Here is a 19,184-nt window from a genome sequence, read left to right as displayed (position 1 = left end):
CGACCGCCGATGACCGCCCATCACGACCTGGTGATCGTCGGCTCCGGCTCGGGGAACAGCCTCCTCGGGCCGGAGTGGGACGATCGGTCGGTCGCCATCGTCGAGGGCGGCACGTTCGGCGGGACCTGCCTGAACGTCGGCTGCATCCCCACCAAGATGTTCGTCTACCCGGCGGGCCTGGCCGGTGCGCCGGCGGAGGCCGGCCGGCTCGGCGTCGACCTGACCCGCGACGCCGTGCACTGGCGGCAGATCCGGGACCGCATCTTCGGGCGCATCGACGCGATCTCCGCCAACGGCCGGGCCTACCGGGACGCCGAGCAGGACAACGTCACCCTCTACGCCGAGCACGCCCGGCTGACCGGTCCCCGCGAGCTCGTCACCGACTCCGGGCGCACCATCACCGGCGACCAGGTGGTCATCGCCGCCGGCTCCCGGCCCCGCGAACTGGCCGTGACCGGGGCGGCGCTGCCCCAGGTGCACACCTCGGACAGCATCATGCGGATCCCCGAGGCGCCACGCCGCCTGGTGATCGTCGGCGGCGGGTACATCGCGGCGGAGTTCGCCTCGATCTTCCAGCAGATCGGCGTGGAGGTGATCCAGGTGGTGCGCGGCACGGGCCTGCTCACGCACCTCGACGGGACGATCACGGACCGGTTCACCGAGCTCGCCGCCAAGCAGTGGGACGTCCGGCTGGGCACCGAGATCACCGCCATCACCCCGCTCGACGAGGACCAGCCCGGCACCGGGCCGGTGCGGGTGACCCTGATGGACGTCGACGGGAACGACGCCGGCCACACCGACGCCGACCTCGTCCTGATCGCCACCGGGCGCATCCCCAACACGGACCTGCTCGTCGCCGCCGCGGCCGGTCTGGATCTGCACCACGACGGGCGGCTGCACGTCGACGAGTTCCAGCGCGTCCTCACGGACGGCCGTCCCGTGCCCGGGCTCTGGGCACTCGGTGACGTCAGCTCGGAGCACCAGCTCAAGCACGTGGCCAACCACGAGGCCCGCGTCGTCGCCCACAACCTCACCGCCACCGGACCGCTGCTGGCCAGCGACCACCGGTTCGTCCCCTCGGCCGTGTTCACGCACCCGCAGCTGGCCCAGGTGGGGATGACGGAGGACGAGGCGCGGGACCACTGCGCCGCCGTGGGGGAGGAGCTCGCCGTCGCCGTCCAGGACTACGGCAGCACCGCCTACGGGTGGGCGATGGAGGATCAGACGGGCATCGTCAAGCTGCTCGCCGAGCGCGGCAGCGGCCGCCTGCTCGGCGCGCACCTGATGGGCCACGAGGCCTCGATGCTGATCCAGCCCCTGATCCAGGCCATGCACACCGACCTGCCCGCGCACCGGATGGCCCGCGGCCAGTACTGGATCCACCCGGCGCTGACCGAGGTCGTCGAGAACGCCCTGCTCAGCCTGGGGACGGGCGGCTAGCAGGCCCCTCCCGGCCTACCGCTGCTTCGCGGCGGTGCTCAACGCTGCTTCGCAGCAGTGCCCTACCGCTGCTTCGCAGCAGTGCTCAACGCTGCTTCGCAGCGTAGATGTCCTCGATGACGTCCTCGAAGTCCGTGATCACCCGCGCCCGGCGCAGCTTCAGCGACGGCGTCAGGTGGCCGGTGGCCTCGGTGAAGTCGGTCGGCACGATCCGGAAGGCGCGGATCGACTCGGCCCGCGACACCCGCTCGTTGGCGGCGTCGACGAGTTCCTGCACGCGGGCGACGACGGCGTCGTTCCCGGCCGCCTCCGCCACCGACATCGTCGGCAGCTGGTTCCGATGCAGCCAGCCCGGCAGCGCCTCTTCGTCGAGCGTGACCAGGGCGCTGATGAAGGGCCGGTGGTCACCGACGACGATGCACTGGGAGATCAGGGTGTCGGCGCGGATCGCGTCCTCGAGGCCGCTCGGCGCGACGTTCTTGCCGCCGGAGGTCACGATGATCTCCTTCTTCCGGCCCGTGATCCGCAGGTACCCGTCCGCGTCGAGCTCGCCGAGGTCACCGGTGTGGAACCAGCCGTCGGAGAACGCCTCGGCGTTCAGGTCGTCCCGGCGCCAGTAGCCCGGGGTCACGCACACGCCGCGCGCGAGCACCTCGCCGTCCTCGGCGATCCGGATGCCGTTGCCCGGGAGCGCGGGGCCGACGGTGCCGATCTTGATCTTCTCGGGCGTGTTGACGCTCAGCGGCGCCGTCGTCTCGGTCAGGCCGTAGCCCTCGAGCACGGTCACCCCGACCCCGTCGAAGAAGTGGCCGAGACGCTCCCCGAGTGGACCCCCGCCGGAGACGGCGAAGCGGACGCGGCCGCCCATCGCCGTCCGCAGCTTCCCGTAGACGAGCCGGTCGAAGACCGCGTGCTTGACCCGCAGGCCGAGCGGCACGGAGCCGGCCTGCCGCGCGCGGGACCAGTCGATCGCGACCTGCTCGGCCGCGCCGAACACCTTCCCGCGGCCGCCGTCCTCCGCTTTCAGCTTCGCGCCGTTGTAGACCTTCTCGAACACGCGTGGCACGACGAGGATGAAGTCGGGCCGGAACCCCTGCAGATCGCCGAGCAGATTCTTCACGTCCGGGGTGTGCGCGACCACGCAGCCCCCGGAGACGGCCAGCACCGCGATGAACCGGGCGAACACGTGGGCCAGCGGCAGGAACATGATGGTGCGGGCGCCCTCGCGGACGACCGAGCTGATCGCCGCGGCCGCGTTGTCGGAGAGCCGCACGAAATTGCCGTGGGTCAGGGTGACGCCCTTCGGCCGGCCCGTGGTTCCGGAGGTGTAGATGATGGTCGCGGTGTCGTCGAGACCGGCGGCGCTGCGGCGCTCCTCCAGCGTCTCGGGCGTCACGTCGCGGCCGGCCTCGATCAGGGGAGCGAAGCCGGCGTCGTCCATGGTCCAGACCTCGCGCACGGCGGCGAGATCCTCGTGCTCGCGGGCCCGTTCGACGGTCGCGCGGTGCCGGGCGGACTCGACGAAGACGGCGATCGCCTCCGAGTCGCTCAGGTTCCAGGCGACCTGGCTGGGGGCGGACGTCTCGTACACCGGGACGGAGACGGCCCCGGCGAACCAGATCGCGAAGTCGACGAGCGACCACTGGTAGCTGGTCGAGGACATGATGCCGACCCGGTCGCCGGGTTGGACGCCCCGGGCGATCAGGCCGCGGGCGATCGCCGAGACCTCTGCCAGGAACCGCGAGGCGGGTACGTCCTCCCACACGTCGCCGGCGCCGCGGCGAGCGAAGAGGGCCGGGTCGTGCGGCTTGGCGGCCTGCCGCAGCAGCAGATCGGTGGTGTTCAGGTCCGGGTCCACCTCGACCAGGGCCGGGACGACGGCTTCGCGCACGAGAGCTCCTTCGACATCGTGTGCAGCACACGCGCGGCCGGCCGGTCCTGCCGTGGAGCACCGGTGCCGCCGTCTGCTTGTCGGATCAGCTTATCGGCCGGATGCCGGGCATCGGACCGAAGTTACTAACGGGTAACTATAAGCGACGGACGGGACGGCGACACCACGAGCCGTCGACCGGCGGGGAGCACCCACCCGTCCGACCTACACTGGCGGCCATGGACGACCGGTCGCTGCCCTCCCTCGGCTCGTCGCGCACCCCCGGCGACCGGGACCGGTCGAACGAGTCGGCCCGCGCCCGGGCGTGGCCGGTCGCGCGGCATCCCCGTCGTGATCCCCTCGCGCCCCGGGCACCGCGCCGACTCCCGACCCGGCTGGCCCGGCGCTCGCTGTCCCTGGGCGTGGACATCGGGGGCACGAAGGTCGCGGCCGGGGTGGTCAACGCCGACGGCGTCGTGATCGCCCGGGCGCAGCGCTCCACCCCGGCCACCGACGCCGCGGCCGTCGAGGAGACCATCGTCGGCCTCGTCCGGGAGTTCTCCGCCGAGCACCGCATCCTCACCGTCGGCATCGGCGCCGCCGGCTGGATGGACACGAGCGGCTCGACGGTGCTGTTCAGCCCCCACCTGGCCTGGCGCAACGAGCCGCTGCGGGCCACGCTCGAGGCCCGGCTCGGCAGGCGCATCCTCGTCGTCAACGACGCCGACGCCGCCGGCTGGGGCGAGTACCGCTTCGGTGCGGGGCGGCACGTCTCCCGGCTCGCCTGCATCACGCTCGGCACCGGCATCGGCGGATCCCTCGTCCGCGACGGGCAACTGGAACGGGGTGAGTTCGGCCTCGCGGGGGAGTTCGGGCACCAGATCGTCGTGCCCGAGGGTCACCGCTGCGAGTGCGGCAACCGCGGGTGCTGGGAGCAGTACGCGTCCGGCAACGCGCTCGGTCGTGAGGCGCGGGGTCTCGCCCGGGCGGCGTCGCCCGTCGCCCACCGCCTGCTCGCGGCGGCCGGGGGCGAGCCGGAGACCATCTCGGGTGCCCTGGTGACCGAGCTCGCCATCGAGGGGGACCCGGCCAGCCGGGAACTGCTGGAGGACATGGGGCAGTGGCTCGGGATCGGGCTGGCCAACCTCGCGGCCGCCCTCGACCCCGGACGCTTCGTGATCGGCGGTGGGCTCAGCGCCGCCGGCGACCTGCTGCTCGAACCCGCCCGCCGCGCCTTCGCCCGTCATCTGACCGGCCGCGGGTTCCGTCCCGTCGCGCCGATCGTGACGGCGGCCCTCGGCGCCGACGCGGGGCTGGTGGGAGCGGCGGACCTCGCCCGGGTCAGCGCCCGCAGCCGTCGCTGACCGGGAACCGGCCGGCGCTCAGACCTGGGCGCCGTCGTCGTCGTCGTGCCGCTCCCGGGGCAGCCGGTAACCGAGGTAGCCGGCGCTGACGAGGAACACCCCGGCGAGGGTCCACGTCAGGACGCTCGGCGCGGTGCGGACGAAGATGGTGATGATCAGCAGCACCCCGAGGGAGAGCCCGACCCCGGCCCAGGCCGCCGCCAGCGCGGGTTCGGCGGTGCTCAACGGTGCCGGCTCGGGAGGTTCGAAGTTCTCCTCCGGCTCCTCCACGACGTGGTCCCGGGGCCCGGATGACCCGCCTGGCGCGGACCGCGGAGGAGCGGACGCCGACGGGGCGGGCGGCGTCGATCCGGCCGTCCGGGGGTCCGACGGGGCGGGCGGCGTCGATCCGGCCGTCCGGGGGTCCGACGGGGCGGGCGTGACCGGATCCGACTCGTGGAAGCGGCGCACCAGGTCCTCCCAGGCGGCCTCGTCGTCGGAGCGGGACGGGTCCACCGGCCGCGGGTCGCTCATCGGGCGGGCGTCTCATCGACACCGGCATCCGACCCGACGCGGGCACCCGGACGGAGGCACGCGTCGAGGAAGCGGAGCGAGGAGTGGAAGATCTCCGGGGCATCGTTGTCCAGCGTCGCCACGTGATAGCTGTCGTGCAGCCGGACGACCTCCGGGGCCGAGGGCAGGCCCTCGGTGATGGCCGTCAGACTGCTGTCCGGCACGACCGCGTCGACCGTGGACCGGAAGATCTGCACGGGACAGTCGACCGCGGGCAGCAGCGGCACGGTCGCCGCGAACAGCCGGGCGAGCTCGTGGGTGGCGGCCAGCGGGGTGCGGGGATAGGCCTGCTCGTCCACTCCGGTGGCCTTGATGTCGCTGCCGATCGCGGGAAGGGAGCGGCGCACGTACTTCAGCGCGCCCACCCACCGTGCCGCCGGGGAGGCGAAGGTCATCGCCGGATTGACCAGGGTCGCACCGGCCACGGGGTACTGGGCGGCCAGCCGCAGCGCGAGCGTGCCACCCATCGACAGGCCCGCGACGGCCACCCGGTCCACCTGGTCGGCCAGATCGAGGTAGGCGGTCACCAGGCTCCCGTACCACTGCTGCCAGCTCGTCCGGTTCAGCTGCTGCCAGCTCGTCCCGTGCCCCTCGAGCAGCGGCACCCGCACGGCGAGACCAGCGTCGGCGAGATGGCGTGCCCACGGCAGCACCGAGACGGGAGAGCCGGTGAATCCGTGGCAGACGACGACGCCCGTGCGTTCGCGCTCGCCGGATCCGGCTCGGGAGAACGCGAGGAAGTGGTCACTGGCCTGCATGGTCCTATCGTGCCACCCCGCGCCCCCTCGTGGACCGGTGATTTCCTGCCGCAACATCCCGGTCGGACGGTCGTGCGCCGGTAGGGTTGGGGCGTCACCGGAGCGGGAAGGGCTGTCCTTGTTCTACTGGTTCGTCAAGCACCTCGTGGTGGGTCCGCTCCTCGTCATGGTCTTCCGACCGTGGGTCAGCGGTCTGCGCCACGTCCCCGCCGCCGGCGGGGCGATCCTGGCGAGCAATCACCTCTCGTTCTCCGACTCGGTCTTCCTCCCGGTCGTGGTGCCCCGTCCGGTCGCCTTCCTGGCCAAGCGGGAGTACTTCACCGGCAGGGGGCCGAAGGGCCGGCTCACCGCCCTGTTCTTCCGTCTCATCAACCAGCTGCCGATGGACCGTTCCGGCGGCGCCGCCAGCGCCCTGTCCCTGACCGCCGGCGCGGAGGTGCTGCGCGACGGCAAGCTGCTCGGCATCTACCCCGAGGGCACCCGCAGCCCCGACGGCCGCATGTACCGCGGCAAGGTCGGCGTCGCCACCCTCGCGCTGCAGGCCGGCGTGCCCGTCGTCCCGGTCGCCATGATCGGCACCGACAAGGTGCAGCCGATCGGCCGGATCATCCCGCACGTGCGGCGGGTGGGCATCATCATCGGGCCGCCGCTGGACTTCAGCCGCTTCCACGGTCAGCACGAGGACCGTGCGGTGCTGCGCACGGTCACCGACGAGATCATGGAGACCCTCTCCCGTCTGTCCGGGCAGGACTACGTTCCCGACGTGTACGCGGCGACGGTCAAGGCGCAGCTCGCGCAGAAGAAGGCCGGGCACACGGACGACGACGCGGCGCGCGACTGAACAGACCGGACCGGGCCGACCGGACTCGGGCCGACCGGACCGAGCCGACCGGATCGAGCCGGGTGGGACGACGCGGTTTCGGCCCGCGCTCACGCCGCCGGTACGCTGGTCGCGTGAGTCTAGACGCAGCCGCCCCTGGTTCCCGTATGATCCCCGCGACCGGCACCCAGGAGGGGGCCGCGGTGTATCCGGGCCTGGACACCTGGCGCTCGCTGCCGATCGCGCAGCAGCCGGGCTGGAACGACGACCCGCAGCTCGACGTGGCCCTGACCGAACTCTCCTCCGCCCCGCCGCTCGTGTTCGCCGGTGAGGTGGACCAGCTGCGCGCTCGGCTGGCCGCCGCCGCGCAGGGCAACGCCTTCGTCCTGCAGGGCGGGGACTGCGCCGAGACCTTCGAGGGCATGACCGCCGACCGGATCAGCGCTCGCGTGCGCACCATCCTGCAGATGGCGGTGGTCCTGACGTACGGCGCGTCGCTGCCGGTGATCAAGATGGGCCGGATGGCGGGCCAGTTCGCGAAGCCGCGCTCGTCCAACGACGAGACCCGCAACGGCGTCACCCTGCCCGCGTACCGCGGCGACATGGTCAACGGCTACGACTTCACCCCGGAGTCCCGCCGCCACGACCCGGCCCGGATGGTGCGCGCCTACCACAACGCCGCCTCGACGCTGAACCTGATCCGCGCGTTCACGCAGGGCGGTTTCGCGGACCTGCGTGCCGTGCACGACTGGAACCGCGGCTTCGCGGCGCACCCCGCGCACGTGCGGTACGAGTCCACGGTGGCCCAGATCGACCGGGCCCTGAAGTTCATGGCCGCGTGCGGGGCGGACTTCGACGCGCTGCGGGGCGTCGAGTTCTTCGCCAGCCACGAGGCGCTCGTGCTCGAGTACGAGCGGGTGCTGACCCGCATCGACTCCCGCAGCCGACTGCCCTACGACACCTCCGCCCACTTCCTGTGGATCGGCGAGCGGACCCGCGACCTCGACGGAGCGCACGTGGACTTCCTGTCCCGGGTGCGCAACCCGATCGGCGTCAAGCTCGGTCCCAACACCCGGGGCGACGACGTGCTCGGCCTGATCGACCGACTGGACCCGGAACGGGAGCCCGGCCGGCTGACCTTCATCACGCGGATGGGTGCGGGCGTCATCCGCGACAAGCTGCCCGAGCTGGTGGAGACCGTCAAGCGCAGCGGCGCGACCGTGCTGTGGATCACCGACCCGATGCACGGGAACACGGTGACCTCCCCGAACGGGTACAAGACCCGCAACTTCGACGACGTCGTGGACGAGGTCCGCGGCTTCTTCGAGGTTCACCGGGGTCTCGGCACGGTGCCTGGCGGTCTGCACGTCGAGATGACCGGCGACGACGTGGCCGAGTGCCTCGGCGGATCCGACCGGATCGACGAGGAGGCCTTCCTCACCCGGTACGAGTCCGTGTGCGACCCTCGGCTGAACCACCAGCAGTCCCTGGAACTGGCCTTCCTGGCCGCGGAGTCCCTCGCAGGGCACTGATCTCCCTGCCGGGCCCGGCGACGTTCCGGACCCGATCCCGCACGACGACGGCGGCGCGGCACCACGCTGCGCCGCCGTCGTCGTGCCCGGGCCGATCGACCCGATGGGACGACGGTCGACTCAGACGACGGTGAGCACCACGGTCGAGCCCTCCGGGGCGGTCCCGCCGCGGGGGTCCTGGGCCCGGACGGTGCCGAAGAACCCGCCGAGCACGTTGCGCACCTCGACCTGGAAGCCGGCGGACTCGAGCCGCCTCCGCGCCTCGTTCACCTGGGTGCCGATCAGATCCGGCACCGCGACCATCCGGGGACCCTTCGACAGGGTCAGGTTCACGGTCGAGCCGCGCGGGGTCTGGCCGCCGGACGGCGACTGGGAGGCCACCGCGCCGTCGGGCACCGTGCTGCTGAACACGCGGGCCGGGGCGACGGCGGCCACGAGCCCCGCGTCGGTGAGCCGCTGGCGCGCCTGCTGCTCGGTGGAGCCGGTGAGGTCCGGCACGTCGACGGGCTGACGGCCGCGCGAGACGACGAGGTCGACGCCCGATCCCGCTCGGCGCTGCGTGTCCGGGGTGGGGGACTGGCTGATCACGCGGCCGCTGGCGACCGTCTCGCTCCAGGCGCCACTGACGGTGCCGACGCCGAGCCGGGCACCGGTGATGGCCTCCCGTGCCTCGGCGACGGTGCGGCCGACGACGCCGGGAACGGCGTGGAGCGTGGGGCCGGCCGAGACGAAGAGCGTGACCGGCTGGTACCGGCGGATCGACGTGTCGGCGGCCGGATCCGTGTCGATCACGGTGCCGGTGGCGGCGGCCTCGTCGTTGACGCGGCGTACGGTGCCGGCCAGGCCGAGGTCAGCCAGGGACTGCTCGGCCGCCGCGAGCGTGCGGGCACGCACGTCGGGTACCGCCACGGCAACACCGGGGCCGTACCCGAAGAACCAGGCGAGCAGCCCCGCGACGAGGACGACCAGGACGGCGAGCACGACGAGCAGGGCGCCGCGCCGGCGCGGGTGGCCTCGGTGCAGGGAGACGGTGGGGGAGGCGCCACGACCGCGACCGTGACCCGGTCGGGCGGGGGAGGCGCCGCGCGCACCACCGTCGGACTCCCGCTCGACGTCCGCCCACGGCAGCGTCGTCGTCTCCGCGACCGCCGACCCGGATGATTCCGACCAGTTCCCTTCCGATCCGGATGCCACCGGCCCGGGTGCTTCCGACCATCCGTGACCCGGGACCGCCGTCGTCGCGGCGAGCGGAGCGATCACCTCGGTGCGCCCGTCCTCGTGGGCGGTGTCGTCGTCCCGGTCGGCATCGGCGGGACGACCGTCGCGACGGTCCTCGTGACCGAGGCGCGGCGACCGGTCCGGCCGGGCCGGCAGCGGGGTCCGCTGTGTGTCCCAGGACGCGGCCGCGGCGATCGCGGGGCTCGGCCCGGCCGGGTCGCGCTCGTCGTCGGAGGATCTGTCGTCGGAGGGATCGTCGCCGGTGGTCGAGGATCGTGCACCGGAGTCGCCCACCGCCGGGACGCCGGCGCCGGGGGCACCCGGACCGGCGGCGTCGAGGTCCTCGTCGGAGAGCGTGCTCTGGATGTGGCGCAGCTCCTCGAGCAGCGCACGCGCGTCGACCGGCCGGTTGTCCGGGTCCGCGGCGGCGCACCACTGCACCAGCTCGTCCAGCTCGGGGGACAGGCCGGGCACGAGCCGGGACGGCGGCGGGACGGAGGAGCTGACGTGCGCGTGGGCCACCTGGTAGGCACTCTCGCCGGTGAACGGCTGGCGGCCGGTCAGCAGCTCGTGGAGCAGGACGCCCACGGAGTAGAGGTCGCTGCGCGCGTCGGTCGGGTCACCCAGGACCACCTCGGGGGCGATGTACGCGACCGTGCCGAGCAGCGTGGTCGACCGGCTCGGCGCCGTGACCGCGCGGACCAGCCCGAAGTCGGCGACCTTGACGCGCCCGTCGTGCCCGATCAGCACGTTCTCCGGTTTGACGTCCCGGTGGATCAGGCCGGCCTCGTGAGCTGCGGCGAGGCCCTCGATCACCGGGTCGATCAGGGCGAGCGCGTGCCGCGGGGTCAGCCGTCCGCGCTGGTCGAGCACCTGCCGGAGGGTCCGGCCGGGCACGTACTCCATCACGAGGTAGACGACCTCGTCGTCCGCCCCGCGGTCCAGGACCTGGACGACGTGCGGGTGGTTCAGCCGCGCCGCGCCGCGTGCCTCGCGGATGAACCGGTCGAGGAAGTCGGGATCGGCCGTCAGGTGATCGGCCATCACCTTGACGGCCACCTCGCGATCCAGGCGCGTGTCGATGGCGAGATAGACGGTGGACATGCCTCCGCGCGCCAGCCGCTCGGCGATCTCGTAGCGCTGGTCGATCACCCGGCCCACCAGCCGGTCGGGTATGCGGTGCACCCGTCGATCGTACGGCGCAGACGGGTCGGGCCCCGGTGCAACACTCGCACCGGGGCCCGTTCCACGCGGATCGATGCCGCGGCGGATTCTGCTCAGCTGAAACGCTTCATGTGCGCCTTGACGCTGTTGACGTAGGCGCGGGTGTCGGAGAAGAACCCGTGCTGCTGCAGCGAGCCCTGGCCCTGGTAGTACGCGCCGATCGCGTGGTCCAGATCCTTGCTGCTGCGCACGAGCGCCCGAATGATCGCCACACCGGCCGTCGCGTTGTCGTACGGGTTGAGCAGGTTCAGCGGCCGGCCGACGAGCTGGGAGGCCCACTGACCGGACGAGGGGATCACCTGCATGACGCCGATGGCGTTCGCGGGCGAGACCGCGGAGGCCGAGAAGCCGGACTCCTGGTAGGCGAACGCCATCGCCAGGGCCGGGTTCACGCCCATGGACCGCGCGGTGCTGGCGACGATCTGCTGCATCTGGGCCGGGCTGGGCAGCCGGGCGGCGAGCAGCGCGGCCTTGTTGCGGTTCGCGTCGGCGACCACGGCCGTCGGGTACGTGTAGTGCAGGAAGGTGCTCGGCACGAGGTTCGCGCTCGACTGCGGCGCCACGGTGGTGCCCCGGCCCGGGATCACCAGGGTGCGGCCGGCGTAGATCACGGTCTTGACCGTCATCCGGTTCGCGTTGAGCAGGGACTGCAGGGAGACCCCGTGGCGGTTGGCGATGCCGCCGAGGGTGTCACCGCTGCGGATCGTGTAGCGGCCACCGGTCGCGGTCGGCTTCGGCGCGCTGACGGTCGCCCGCGGGGCGGCGGCGCGGACCGGAGCCGCGGAACCGGACAGACGCAGCCGCTGGCCCGGGTAGATGATCGAGGACATCTTCAGGCCGTTGGCCGCGAGCAGTGCGGACAGACCCATGCCGTGGCGGGCCGCGATGGCCGAGAGGGTGTCGCCCGACCGCACGGTGTAGGCGGTGGACCGGCTCGCCGGTGCGGCGGCCGGACGGGGCGCGGCGGCGCGGGCAGGAGCCGGGGCGCTGACCGTGCCGGTGAGGCGGAGCACCTGACCCGGGTGGATGACACTGGCGCCGGTCAGCCGGTTGAGCGCGAGCACCGAGGTGGGGTTGAGGCCGTACCGGGAGGCGATGCCCCAGACACTGTCGCCGCGCTGGACGGTGTAGCGGGACGGAACGGTCCGCATCGGGGCCAGGCGGGTGGGCGCCTGGACGGCGGGGGCGCCGACGAGCGGCACGTGGGAGACGGTCTGTGCCGGCACCTGGGCAGCGGCGGCGGGCTCGGCGAAGGCGAGCGACGAGAGCATCACGGCCGGCACGGTGGCGGCGGTGACGGCGGCTCCGAGACCACGACGGCCCGGGGTGGGCGCGTCGGAAGCGCCAGCGGGCACGGCGGGAGAGTGAGCAGCAGACATGGTTGTCCTCGAGGATCGGGGGCACCCCCACCGGAACCATCCTCCTGCGTCCCCAGTCGGCATGGTGAGGATGGTTCCGGTGTTGAAGGTGTGGCGTATGAGACAGCTGTGAATCTACCGGAGAATTCCCATATCACAAACAGGTCTCACGAAACCGGATTGGCTCGATGTGATGTCGGTCGTGTCGCGACGGGCGTGTCGCGATCCGGATCGGCGTCCTGACGCGGATCGAGTGGGCTCGGCCGAACCGCGGCCGACGTGGCGACCGGGCCCGGTCCGTGGCACCCTGAGCGGGTGGATACGCATGACACGACCCCTCCCGCCGAGACCGCGGCGGACTCCGGATCGATCGGCCTCGCCGAGCTCGTGAACGACTGGCTTCCGCTGCCCGACGTCGCCGAGCGCCTCGGCCTGCAGGTCACGAAGGTGCATCGACTCATCGACGACGGCACGCTGCTCGCGATGCGCGTGGGGCGTCCGCCCGTGCGCAGCATCCCGGCCGACTTCATCACCGAGGACGGGCCCGTCGACAGCCTGCGCGGTACGATCAGCGTGCTGCGGGACGCCGGGTTCGGGGACGACGAGGCGCTGCGGTGGCTCTTCACACCGGACGAGTCGCTGCCGGGCCGCCCCATCGATGCCCTGCGCACGGGACGCAAGACCGAGATCCGCCGGCGGGCGCAGGCACTCGCCTGGTGACCTTCCCGACCGCCCCCACCCGCGGAACGGGCAGGGAGGCGGTCAGGCCTGGCGCGTGACCGCGCGGCCGGCCAGGCCGACGAGCGCGGCGCGGACCGCTTCCGGCACCGGGAGCCGACCGATCTCCTCCAGCGCTCGCTGGTGGAGCTCGTCGATCAGGTCCTCGGTGCGGCGCAGTGCGCCCGAGTCGGTCAGGACCGCGCGGAGTCGCTCGATCGTCGCCGGGTCGAGGTCCGGCCGGCCCAGGCAGGCGCTCAGATCCGCGGCGGTATCGGCGTCCGCGTGCTGAAGCGCGTAGCCGATCAACACGGTGCGCTTGCCCTCGCGCAGGTCGTCCCCGGCGGGCTTGCCGGTCACGGCCGGATCGCCGAAAACCCCGAGGACGTCGTCGCGCAGCTGGAACGCCTCGCCCAGCGGCAGGCCGGCCGCGCTCAGGGCGTGGATCAGGTCGCTGTCGGCGCCGGCCAGGGCGGCCCCGAGGACCAGGGGGCGCTCCACCGAATAACGCGCCGACTTGTAGGAGGAGACGGTGCGGGCGCGGGCCACGGCCTCGGCCGGATCCCGCTGCGGCCCGGCGACCTCCTCGAGCACGTCGAGGTACTGGCCGGTCAGCACCTCCATCCGCATCTGGTCGAAGACGAGGCGCGCGCGGCTGCCGCTCGCGGCCGCGGGGCCGAGCGAGCCGAACACCTGTTCGCTCCAGCTCAGGCACAGGTCGCCGGCGAGCACGGCCGCGGAGGTCCCGAAGTGGGGACCGTCCAGGGCCCAGCCCTGCTCCGCGTGCATCGTCTCGAAGCGGCGGTGGACGCTCGGCACTGACCGGCGGGTGTCGGACCGGTCGATGATGTCGTCGTGGATCAAGGCCGCGGTCTGGAACAGCTCGAGCGCGACGCCGGCGGCGACGACGTCGACCGGGACCGGATCCGCGACCGTGCTGTAGCCCCAGTAGCACAGGGCCGCCCGCATCCGCTTGCCGCCGCTGCTCAGGCTCCCGATGGCGTCCGCGAGATGACGGCCGTCGGGGGAGATGGCGGCCAGGTTCTCGCCCTCGCCGCGGAGGAAGGCCGTCAGGGAGGTGTCGACGGCGGACACGAAGGCGCGGTCGTCGGCGGGAACGTCGTGGACCGGGCGTACCGGTGCGGACATGCGGGCTCCTCCGGCTGGGGACTGCGGTCCTGTCAGTCTAGGGTCGCGTCCCCCGCCGTCCGTGACCTGTCGATCAGGCACGCACGGATGGTCCAGGTGGGCCTGAACGGTCCGCCAGGACGGCCGTCGGGAAACGTCGGTGGCGACTTCTAGCATGGAGACCATGGGCGGGCAGGAACGGGGAGCGGCGGGGACACCGTCGGCGCGCAGCGGGCGCGGCAGCGTCATCCTGCACGTCGACATGGACGCCTTCTACGTCTCGGTCGAGGAACTCGACGATCCGTCGCTGAAGGGGCGCGAGGTGCTGGTGGGCCACGCGTCGCCGCGCTCGGTGGTGCTCTCGGCCTCGTACGAGGCACGCGCCTACGGGGTCCGGTCCGCCATGCCGGTGGGGGCGGCGCAGCGGCTGTGCCCGCAGGTGCGCATCGTCGAGCCGTCCATGGAGAAGTACCGGCGCATGTCGGCGCGCGTGATGGCCGAGTTCGCCCGGATCACCGACCTGGTGGAGCAGGTCAGCGTGGACGAGGCGTTCCTCGACGTGGGCAGCGCCGTGCGGCGGCTCGGTGAACCACTGCAGATCGGGCGGCTGCTGCGCGAGCGGATCCGCACCGAGCTCGGCCTGCCCGCGACGGTCGGCATCGCCGAGTCGAAGTTCGTCGCCAAGATCGCCTCGACCCAGGCCAAACCGGACGGCCTGCTGCTCATCCCCGCCGAGCACACCGTCGACTTCCTGCACTCCCTGCCGGTGACGGCGCTGTGGGGCGTGGGGGAGAAGACCCGGCAGGTGCTGGCGCGGGCGGGCATCTCCACGGTGGCCGGCCTGGCCGCGACGCCGGTCGGGACGATGCGGCGGATGCTCGGCGCGAGCGGCGAGCACGTCCACCGTCTCTCCTGGGGGATCGACCCGCGCGCCGTCACGCCGGTGCGCATGGAGAAGAGCATCGGGGCCGAGGAGACGTTCGCCGTGGACGTGTCCGACGACGTGCGGCTCGAGTCCGAGTTGCTGCGGCTGGCCCACCGGACGGCGGCACGGCTGCGCGCCGGGGGCCTCGAGTCGCGCACGATCTCCATCAAGGTCCGCTACACCGACTTCACCACCCTGACCCGCTCCCACTCGCTGGCGGAGGGCATCGACAGCGCGGCCCGCGTGCATGCCGTCGCCGTGGCCCTGCTCCGGGCCCTCGGGCCGCGGCCCATGTCGGTACGCCTGATCGGACTGCGCGCCGAGTCCCTGACGGATGCGACGGGTGCAGCGGTGCAGTTGAGCATCGACCGGCGCGAGAACAACTGGCGCAGCGCCGAACGCACCCTGGACGACGTCCACCGGCGCTTCGGCTCCACGGCCGTCGGCCCCGCCCGGCTCCTGCCGGGGCCGGTGCCCCGGCCCGCCCACGGGGCCGCCGAGAGTGCGCCCGAGGCGGGAGAACGTGCGGGGGAGCGTGCGGGGGAGCGGCCGGACGGAGCGCCGCCGATCCGCCGTCCGGACCGGGACGACGCGACGTGGACGGGTGGCGCCGACGGGTCCGCCGATGCTCCCGCGGCGGTTCGCGGACGGGGTTCCGGCGTCGCTCGTGCGGGGCCGTCCGCGGCTCGTCATGACGCGCCGCGACAGGGTTCTCCCCGCCGTCCGTAAGACGGCTTTCCTTCGCGTTCGGGAGGCCTCTATTCTGGTCGCAGACACACTGTTCTGACCGGGCTGCCGGACGTCGGCGGCGAGGTGGGAGCGACCCGTCGGAACGACCCCGGAGTTCCCTCGATCATCGAGTGAAACGGGAACACAATCCGTGCGAGAATCGTTCTCCAGACCAGGAGTCGGGGTTTTCCTCACGGGCCAACAGCGGGCGCGGGGATCCTTCAGGTCGGACCGAGGGCAAGGAGGCAGTGATGCCACTGTCGGAGCACGAGCAGCGCCTGCTCGAACAGCTGGAACAGCAGTTGCACAACGAGGACCCGAAGCTGGCGAGCACGCTCGGCTCCGGGACCACCCGATCACTGGCCGCCCGCCACATCGTGCTCGGGTCGCTCGTGGCCGTGGTCGGCATCCTGGTGCTGCTGTTCGGCATCTCCTCGCAGATCATCGTGCTCGGCGTCCTCGGGTTCCTGATCATGGGAGCCGGCATCTACTGGGCATCATCCCGGCGTCGTCGGCCCCAGCCCGACGGCGGTGCCCGCGGCGGCAACGGCGCCACCCGTGCTCACCGCAGCGCGTTCATGACCTCCCTCGAGGAGCGCTGGGACGAGCGCCGGCGGGACGATTCCTGACACCGGTCTCCCGCATCCGCCGGTGAGAGGCGCACGAGCACCTCGACACGGCTGATGCACGACGCAGCTGTTCCACCACCCAACTGATTCACCTCCACGAAGGGCCCGCTCCGGCGGGCCCTTTCGTCGTCTCCGGCAGGTCCTGTCCTCACGCGTCCTCCACGTCCCTCCACCGGGGTCCTCCACCACCCTCCACCGCGACGTGCCACGGCCACCCGCTGCACTCCGCGGCCGTCGAGCACAGGGGTGCGAGCGTCGCGTCGAGGACGGCAGATCCCCGTGCTGACGCCGATCCACCGGCGAACCGCTCCGGCCGCCACCGGATCAGAGCGCCGTCTCCCGACACCGACGACCCCGTCTCCCGACACCGACGAGCGGTACGCGGGGGTGGCGCCCAGTCCGGCTGACGAAGCCCGCCGATCCGCGTCGACACGGCCCTGTGGCAGGGTGATTTCCTTGACAGTGGTGCGTAGTGGAGTAAAGTGGAGGACAGTAGAGGAAATGAGAGACGCGCTTGGGGGTGCGAGATGTTCCTGGGAACGTACTCGCCCCGTCTCGACGAGAAAGGGCGTCTCATCCTTCCGGCGAAGTTCCGCGAGGAACTGTCGGACGGTCTTGTGCTCACCCGAGGACAAGAACGTTGCCTCTACGTGTTCAGCCAGAAGGAGTTCGAGCGGGTCCACGAACAGATGCGACAAGCCCCCATCTCGTCGCGTCAGGTCCGGGACTACATTCGGGTCTTTCTCTCCGGCGCCTCGGACGAGGTGCCGGACAAGCAGGGACGGGTCACCATCCCTGGGGCGCTGCGGGACTACGCAGGGCTGGACCGGGAACTGGCTGTGATCGGCGCAGGGACCCGAGCCGAGATCTGGGACGCCCAGGCCTGGAACGAGTACCTGACGGAGAAGGAGAACGCCTTCTCCGAGACCGACGAGGACGCCCTGCCGGGTGTCTTCTGAGGCCGCGATGACGACGAGCCCCACCCGACGCGCCGGATGCGCTGTGGTGGGATCTCCAGCCGCCCGTCCTCTCGACCTGACTCACCTTCCCCGGTGTCAGGCTGAGCGGCACAGGCGCGGATGGGGATCCGACTGCACCGCCATCACGGCGCGTCGCGCGCGTCCGTCCCGGCTCTCGAGCCCCGATGATGCGATTCTGGATCACGACATGACGACGCCGGACCACCCCCGCTCAGGGAGGCGGCCCGGCACGGCCGTGGCACGACTTCCCGGCCCCCGGGACGGTGCGCGGCACGAGGTGGGGCGAGGTGTGATGACCGGGCAGAGGCCGACGTCGATGCGCCACACCCCCGTCCTGCTCACCCGCACGCTCGACCTGCTGGAGCCTGCGCTGACCCGTCCCGGCGCCGTGGTGCTGGACGCCACGCTCGGCATGGGCGGTCACAGCGAGGCCGTGCTCACCCGCTTCCCGGACGTCCACCTCATCGGCGTCGACCGCGACCCCCAGGCGCTTGCGCTGGCCGGCGAACGGCTCGCCCCCTTCAGATCGCGCATCACCCTGGTCAAGGCCGTCTACGACGAGGTGCCCGACGCCCTCGCCGACGCGGGTGTGGACCACCTCGACGGCGCCCTCTACGACCTGGGCGTCTCCTCCCTCCAGCTCGACGAGGCCGATCGCGGTTTCGCCTACGCGCAGGACGCACCGCTGGACATGCGCATGGACACCACCACGGGGATCACCGCCCGGGAGCTCGTCAACACCGCCGACGAGGCCGAGCTGGTGCGGATCATCCGCCGTTACGGCGAGGAGAAGTTCGCCGGCCGGATCGCCCGGGCCATCGTGGCCGCCCGGGCCACCGGCGACCTCGCGACGACCGGGGCCCTCGTCGACGTGATCCGCTCGGCCGTGCCCGCGGCCGCCGCCCGTACCGGGGGACACCCCGCCAAGCGGACGTTCCAGGCGCTGCGGATCGCCGTGAACGAGGAACTCGACGTGCTCGAGCGGGCCGTCCCGGCCGCCCTCGACGCCCTCGCGATGCACGGCCGGATCGTCTTCCTCTCGTACCACTCGCTCGAGGACGCGATCGTCAAGCGCGAACTCGGGGCCGCGTCCCGGTCGAGCGCCCCGAAGGGTTTCCCGGTGGAGCTGCCCGAACACCGGGCCCGTTTCCGCCTGCTCACCCGGGGCACCGTGACCCCGACCGAGCAGGAGATCGCCGCCAATCCGCGAGCGGCCTCGGCTCGCCTGCGCGCCGCCGAACGCATCGTCGAACGCGATCCCACTGCCCGCCACACGTCCCGCCAGAAAGAAAGGGGAGGCGCATGAGTGCCGTCACCACCCAGCCCGATGCGCCCGCCGTCCACGAGGCCGCCGGCCGCGTCCGCACCGAGCCCCGCCGCCGGACCCCCCTCTCCGTCGTCCCGGCCGGGCCCAGCCGCCGGCGCACCCCGTTCGTGGTGTTCTGCTTCCTCGTCCTCGCCTCCGCCCTGGTCGCGGTGCTCGTCCTGAACATCAACGTCTCGGGCGGCCAGTACGAACTGATCAAGCTGCGCAACGCGCAGACGGCGCTGACCGAGGGCAACGAGGCGCTCACGGCGCAGGTGGAGAACAACGTGGCGCCCCAGAACCTCGCGGCGAAGGCTGCCAAGGCGGGCATGGTCCCCGCGCCGGCGCCCGGCTACATCAACCTGGACCGGCTCAGCGTCTCCGGCAACCCGACCGCCGCCGTCAAGAAGGATGCGCCCAAGGTCCTCATCCCCGCTCCGGCGGTTCCCGGCGCGCCCTCCCCGGTGAAGACGGGGGACAAGGCCGATGATGGCAGGAAGGGGTCGGCCGCGTCGAAGAAGGACGCGGCGCAGCCCCAGCCGGTCGACCTGCACGGCGGCACCATCGAGGCACCGCGGCAGAAGGGCCAGTGACCCGCGGCATCCGCGGAACCACGGGCCCCTGACGGACGGGA

The 19,184-nt window shown here is 72.5% G+C and carries 16 protein-coding genes; 10 read left to right on the top strand and 6 right to left on the bottom strand.

Annotated elements, in window-relative coordinates; genetic code table 11:
• Positions 1-9: 9 nt before the first annotated feature.
• A complete protein-coding gene (locus BGP79_RS10745) occupies positions 10-1,440 on the top strand; it encodes a mycothione reductase (RefSeq protein WP_076695296.1) in 1,431 nt (476 codons plus the stop codon).
• 85 nt (positions 1,441-1,525) lie between these two features.
• Here BGP79_RS10745 and BGP79_RS10740 read toward each other — a convergent pair whose 3' ends face one another.
• On the bottom strand, positions 1,526-3,331 hold the full coding sequence (locus BGP79_RS10740) for a long-chain fatty acid--CoA ligase (RefSeq protein ID WP_076695294.1): 1,806 nt from the start codon (positions 3,329-3,331) through the stop codon (positions 1,526-1,528).
• A gap of 218 nt (positions 3,332-3,549) precedes the next feature.
• Here BGP79_RS10740 and BGP79_RS10735 point away from each other — a divergent pair, with 218 nt between their 5' ends.
• The gene (locus BGP79_RS10735) at positions 3,550-4,674 is read left to right on the top strand and encodes an ROK family glucokinase (protein ID WP_083701798.1); all 1,125 of its coding nucleotides are present in this window, start codon (positions 3,550-3,552) and stop codon (positions 4,672-4,674) included.
• 18 nt (positions 4,675-4,692) lie between these two features.
• On the opposite strand, the gene BGP79_RS10730 is transcribed toward BGP79_RS10735, so the two are convergent.
• Positions 4,693-5,187: a hypothetical protein gene (locus BGP79_RS10730; RefSeq protein ID WP_076695291.1), complete on the bottom strand. Its 495-nt coding sequence runs from the start codon at positions 5,185-5,187 to the stop codon at positions 4,693-4,695.
• The gene (locus tag BGP79_RS10725) at positions 5,184-5,984 is read right to left on the bottom strand and encodes a carboxylesterase (protein WP_076695289.1); all 801 of its coding nucleotides are present in this window, start codon (positions 5,982-5,984) and stop codon (positions 5,184-5,186) included. The genes BGP79_RS10730 and BGP79_RS10725 overlap by 4 nt, the downstream gene beginning before the upstream one ends.
• A gap of 118 nt (positions 5,985-6,102) precedes the next feature.
• On the opposite strand from BGP79_RS10725, the gene BGP79_RS10720 reads away from it, so the two are divergent.
• On the top strand, positions 6,103-6,825 hold the full coding sequence (locus tag BGP79_RS10720; RefSeq protein ID WP_076695287.1) for a 1-acyl-sn-glycerol-3-phosphate acyltransferase: 723 nt from the start codon (positions 6,103-6,105) through the stop codon (positions 6,823-6,825).
• A gap of 146 nt (positions 6,826-6,971) precedes the next feature.
• A complete protein-coding gene (locus BGP79_RS10715) occupies positions 6,972-8,336 on the top strand; it encodes a class II 3-deoxy-7-phosphoheptulonate synthase (RefSeq protein ID WP_076695285.1) in 1,365 nt (454 codons plus the stop codon).
• Between the two features lie 120 nt (positions 8,337-8,456).
• Here the strand turns inward: BGP79_RS10715 and BGP79_RS10710 are convergent, their stop codons facing one another.
• Entirely contained in the window at positions 8,457-10,739 is a 2,283-nt protein-coding gene (locus BGP79_RS10710; protein WP_083701797.1) for a Stk1 family PASTA domain-containing Ser/Thr kinase, read from the bottom strand.
• A 92-nt stretch (positions 10,740-10,831) separates the two neighbouring features.
• Positions 10,832-12,133: a lytic transglycosylase domain-containing protein gene (locus BGP79_RS10705; RefSeq protein WP_076695283.1), complete on the bottom strand. Its 1,302-nt coding sequence runs from the start codon at positions 12,131-12,133 to the stop codon at positions 10,832-10,834.
• A gap of 372 nt (positions 12,134-12,505) precedes the next feature.
• Between BGP79_RS10705 and BGP79_RS10700 the strand changes: the two genes are divergently transcribed.
• Entirely contained in the window at positions 12,506-12,856 is a 351-nt protein-coding gene (locus BGP79_RS10700) for an Rv2175c family DNA-binding protein (protein WP_076695404.1), read from the top strand.
• Positions 12,857-12,898: 42 nt separating this feature from the next.
• Here BGP79_RS10700 and BGP79_RS10695 read toward each other — a convergent pair whose 3' ends face one another.
• Positions 12,899-14,002: a polyprenyl synthetase family protein gene (locus tag BGP79_RS10695; protein WP_076695281.1), complete on the bottom strand. Its 1,104-nt coding sequence runs from the start codon at positions 14,000-14,002 to the stop codon at positions 12,899-12,901.
• Between the two features lie 154 nt (positions 14,003-14,156).
• Between BGP79_RS10695 and dinB the strand changes: the two genes are divergently transcribed.
• From dinB to BGP79_RS10670, 5 genes are all read left to right on the top strand, one after another.
• Positions 14,157-15,635: a DNA polymerase IV gene (dinB, locus tag BGP79_RS10690; protein ID WP_076695279.1), complete on the top strand. Its 1,479-nt coding sequence runs from the start codon at positions 14,157-14,159 to the stop codon at positions 15,633-15,635.
• Between the two features lie 251 nt (positions 15,636-15,886).
• Positions 15,887-16,264, top strand: coding sequence for a DUF3040 domain-containing protein (locus BGP79_RS10685; RefSeq protein ID WP_076695277.1), 378 nt, complete (start codon positions 15,887-15,889; stop codon positions 16,262-16,264).
• 527 nt (positions 16,265-16,791) lie between these two features.
• Positions 16,792-17,223, top strand: coding sequence for a division/cell wall cluster transcriptional repressor MraZ (gene mraZ / locus BGP79_RS10680; protein WP_076695275.1), 432 nt, complete (start codon positions 16,792-16,794; stop codon positions 17,221-17,223).
• Between the two features lie 313 nt (positions 17,224-17,536).
• Positions 17,537-18,550, top strand: coding sequence for a 16S rRNA (cytosine(1402)-N(4))-methyltransferase RsmH (gene rsmH / locus BGP79_RS10675; RefSeq protein ID WP_076695273.1), 1,014 nt, complete (start codon positions 17,537-17,539; stop codon positions 18,548-18,550).
• Entirely contained in the window at positions 18,547-19,143 is a 597-nt protein-coding gene (locus BGP79_RS10670) for a hypothetical protein (protein WP_076695271.1), read from the top strand. The genes rsmH and BGP79_RS10670 overlap by 4 nt, the downstream gene beginning before the upstream one ends.
• Positions 19,144-19,184: the final 41 nt, after the last annotated feature.

This window comes from Tersicoccus sp. Bi-70, assembly GCF_001968825.1.
In the GTDB taxonomy this organism is placed as follows: domain Bacteria; phylum Actinomycetota; class Actinomycetes; order Actinomycetales; family Micrococcaceae; genus Tersicoccus.
The sequence above is the reverse complement of the archived record's forward strand: the minus strand, read 5'-3'. Positions and strand labels throughout refer to the sequence as shown.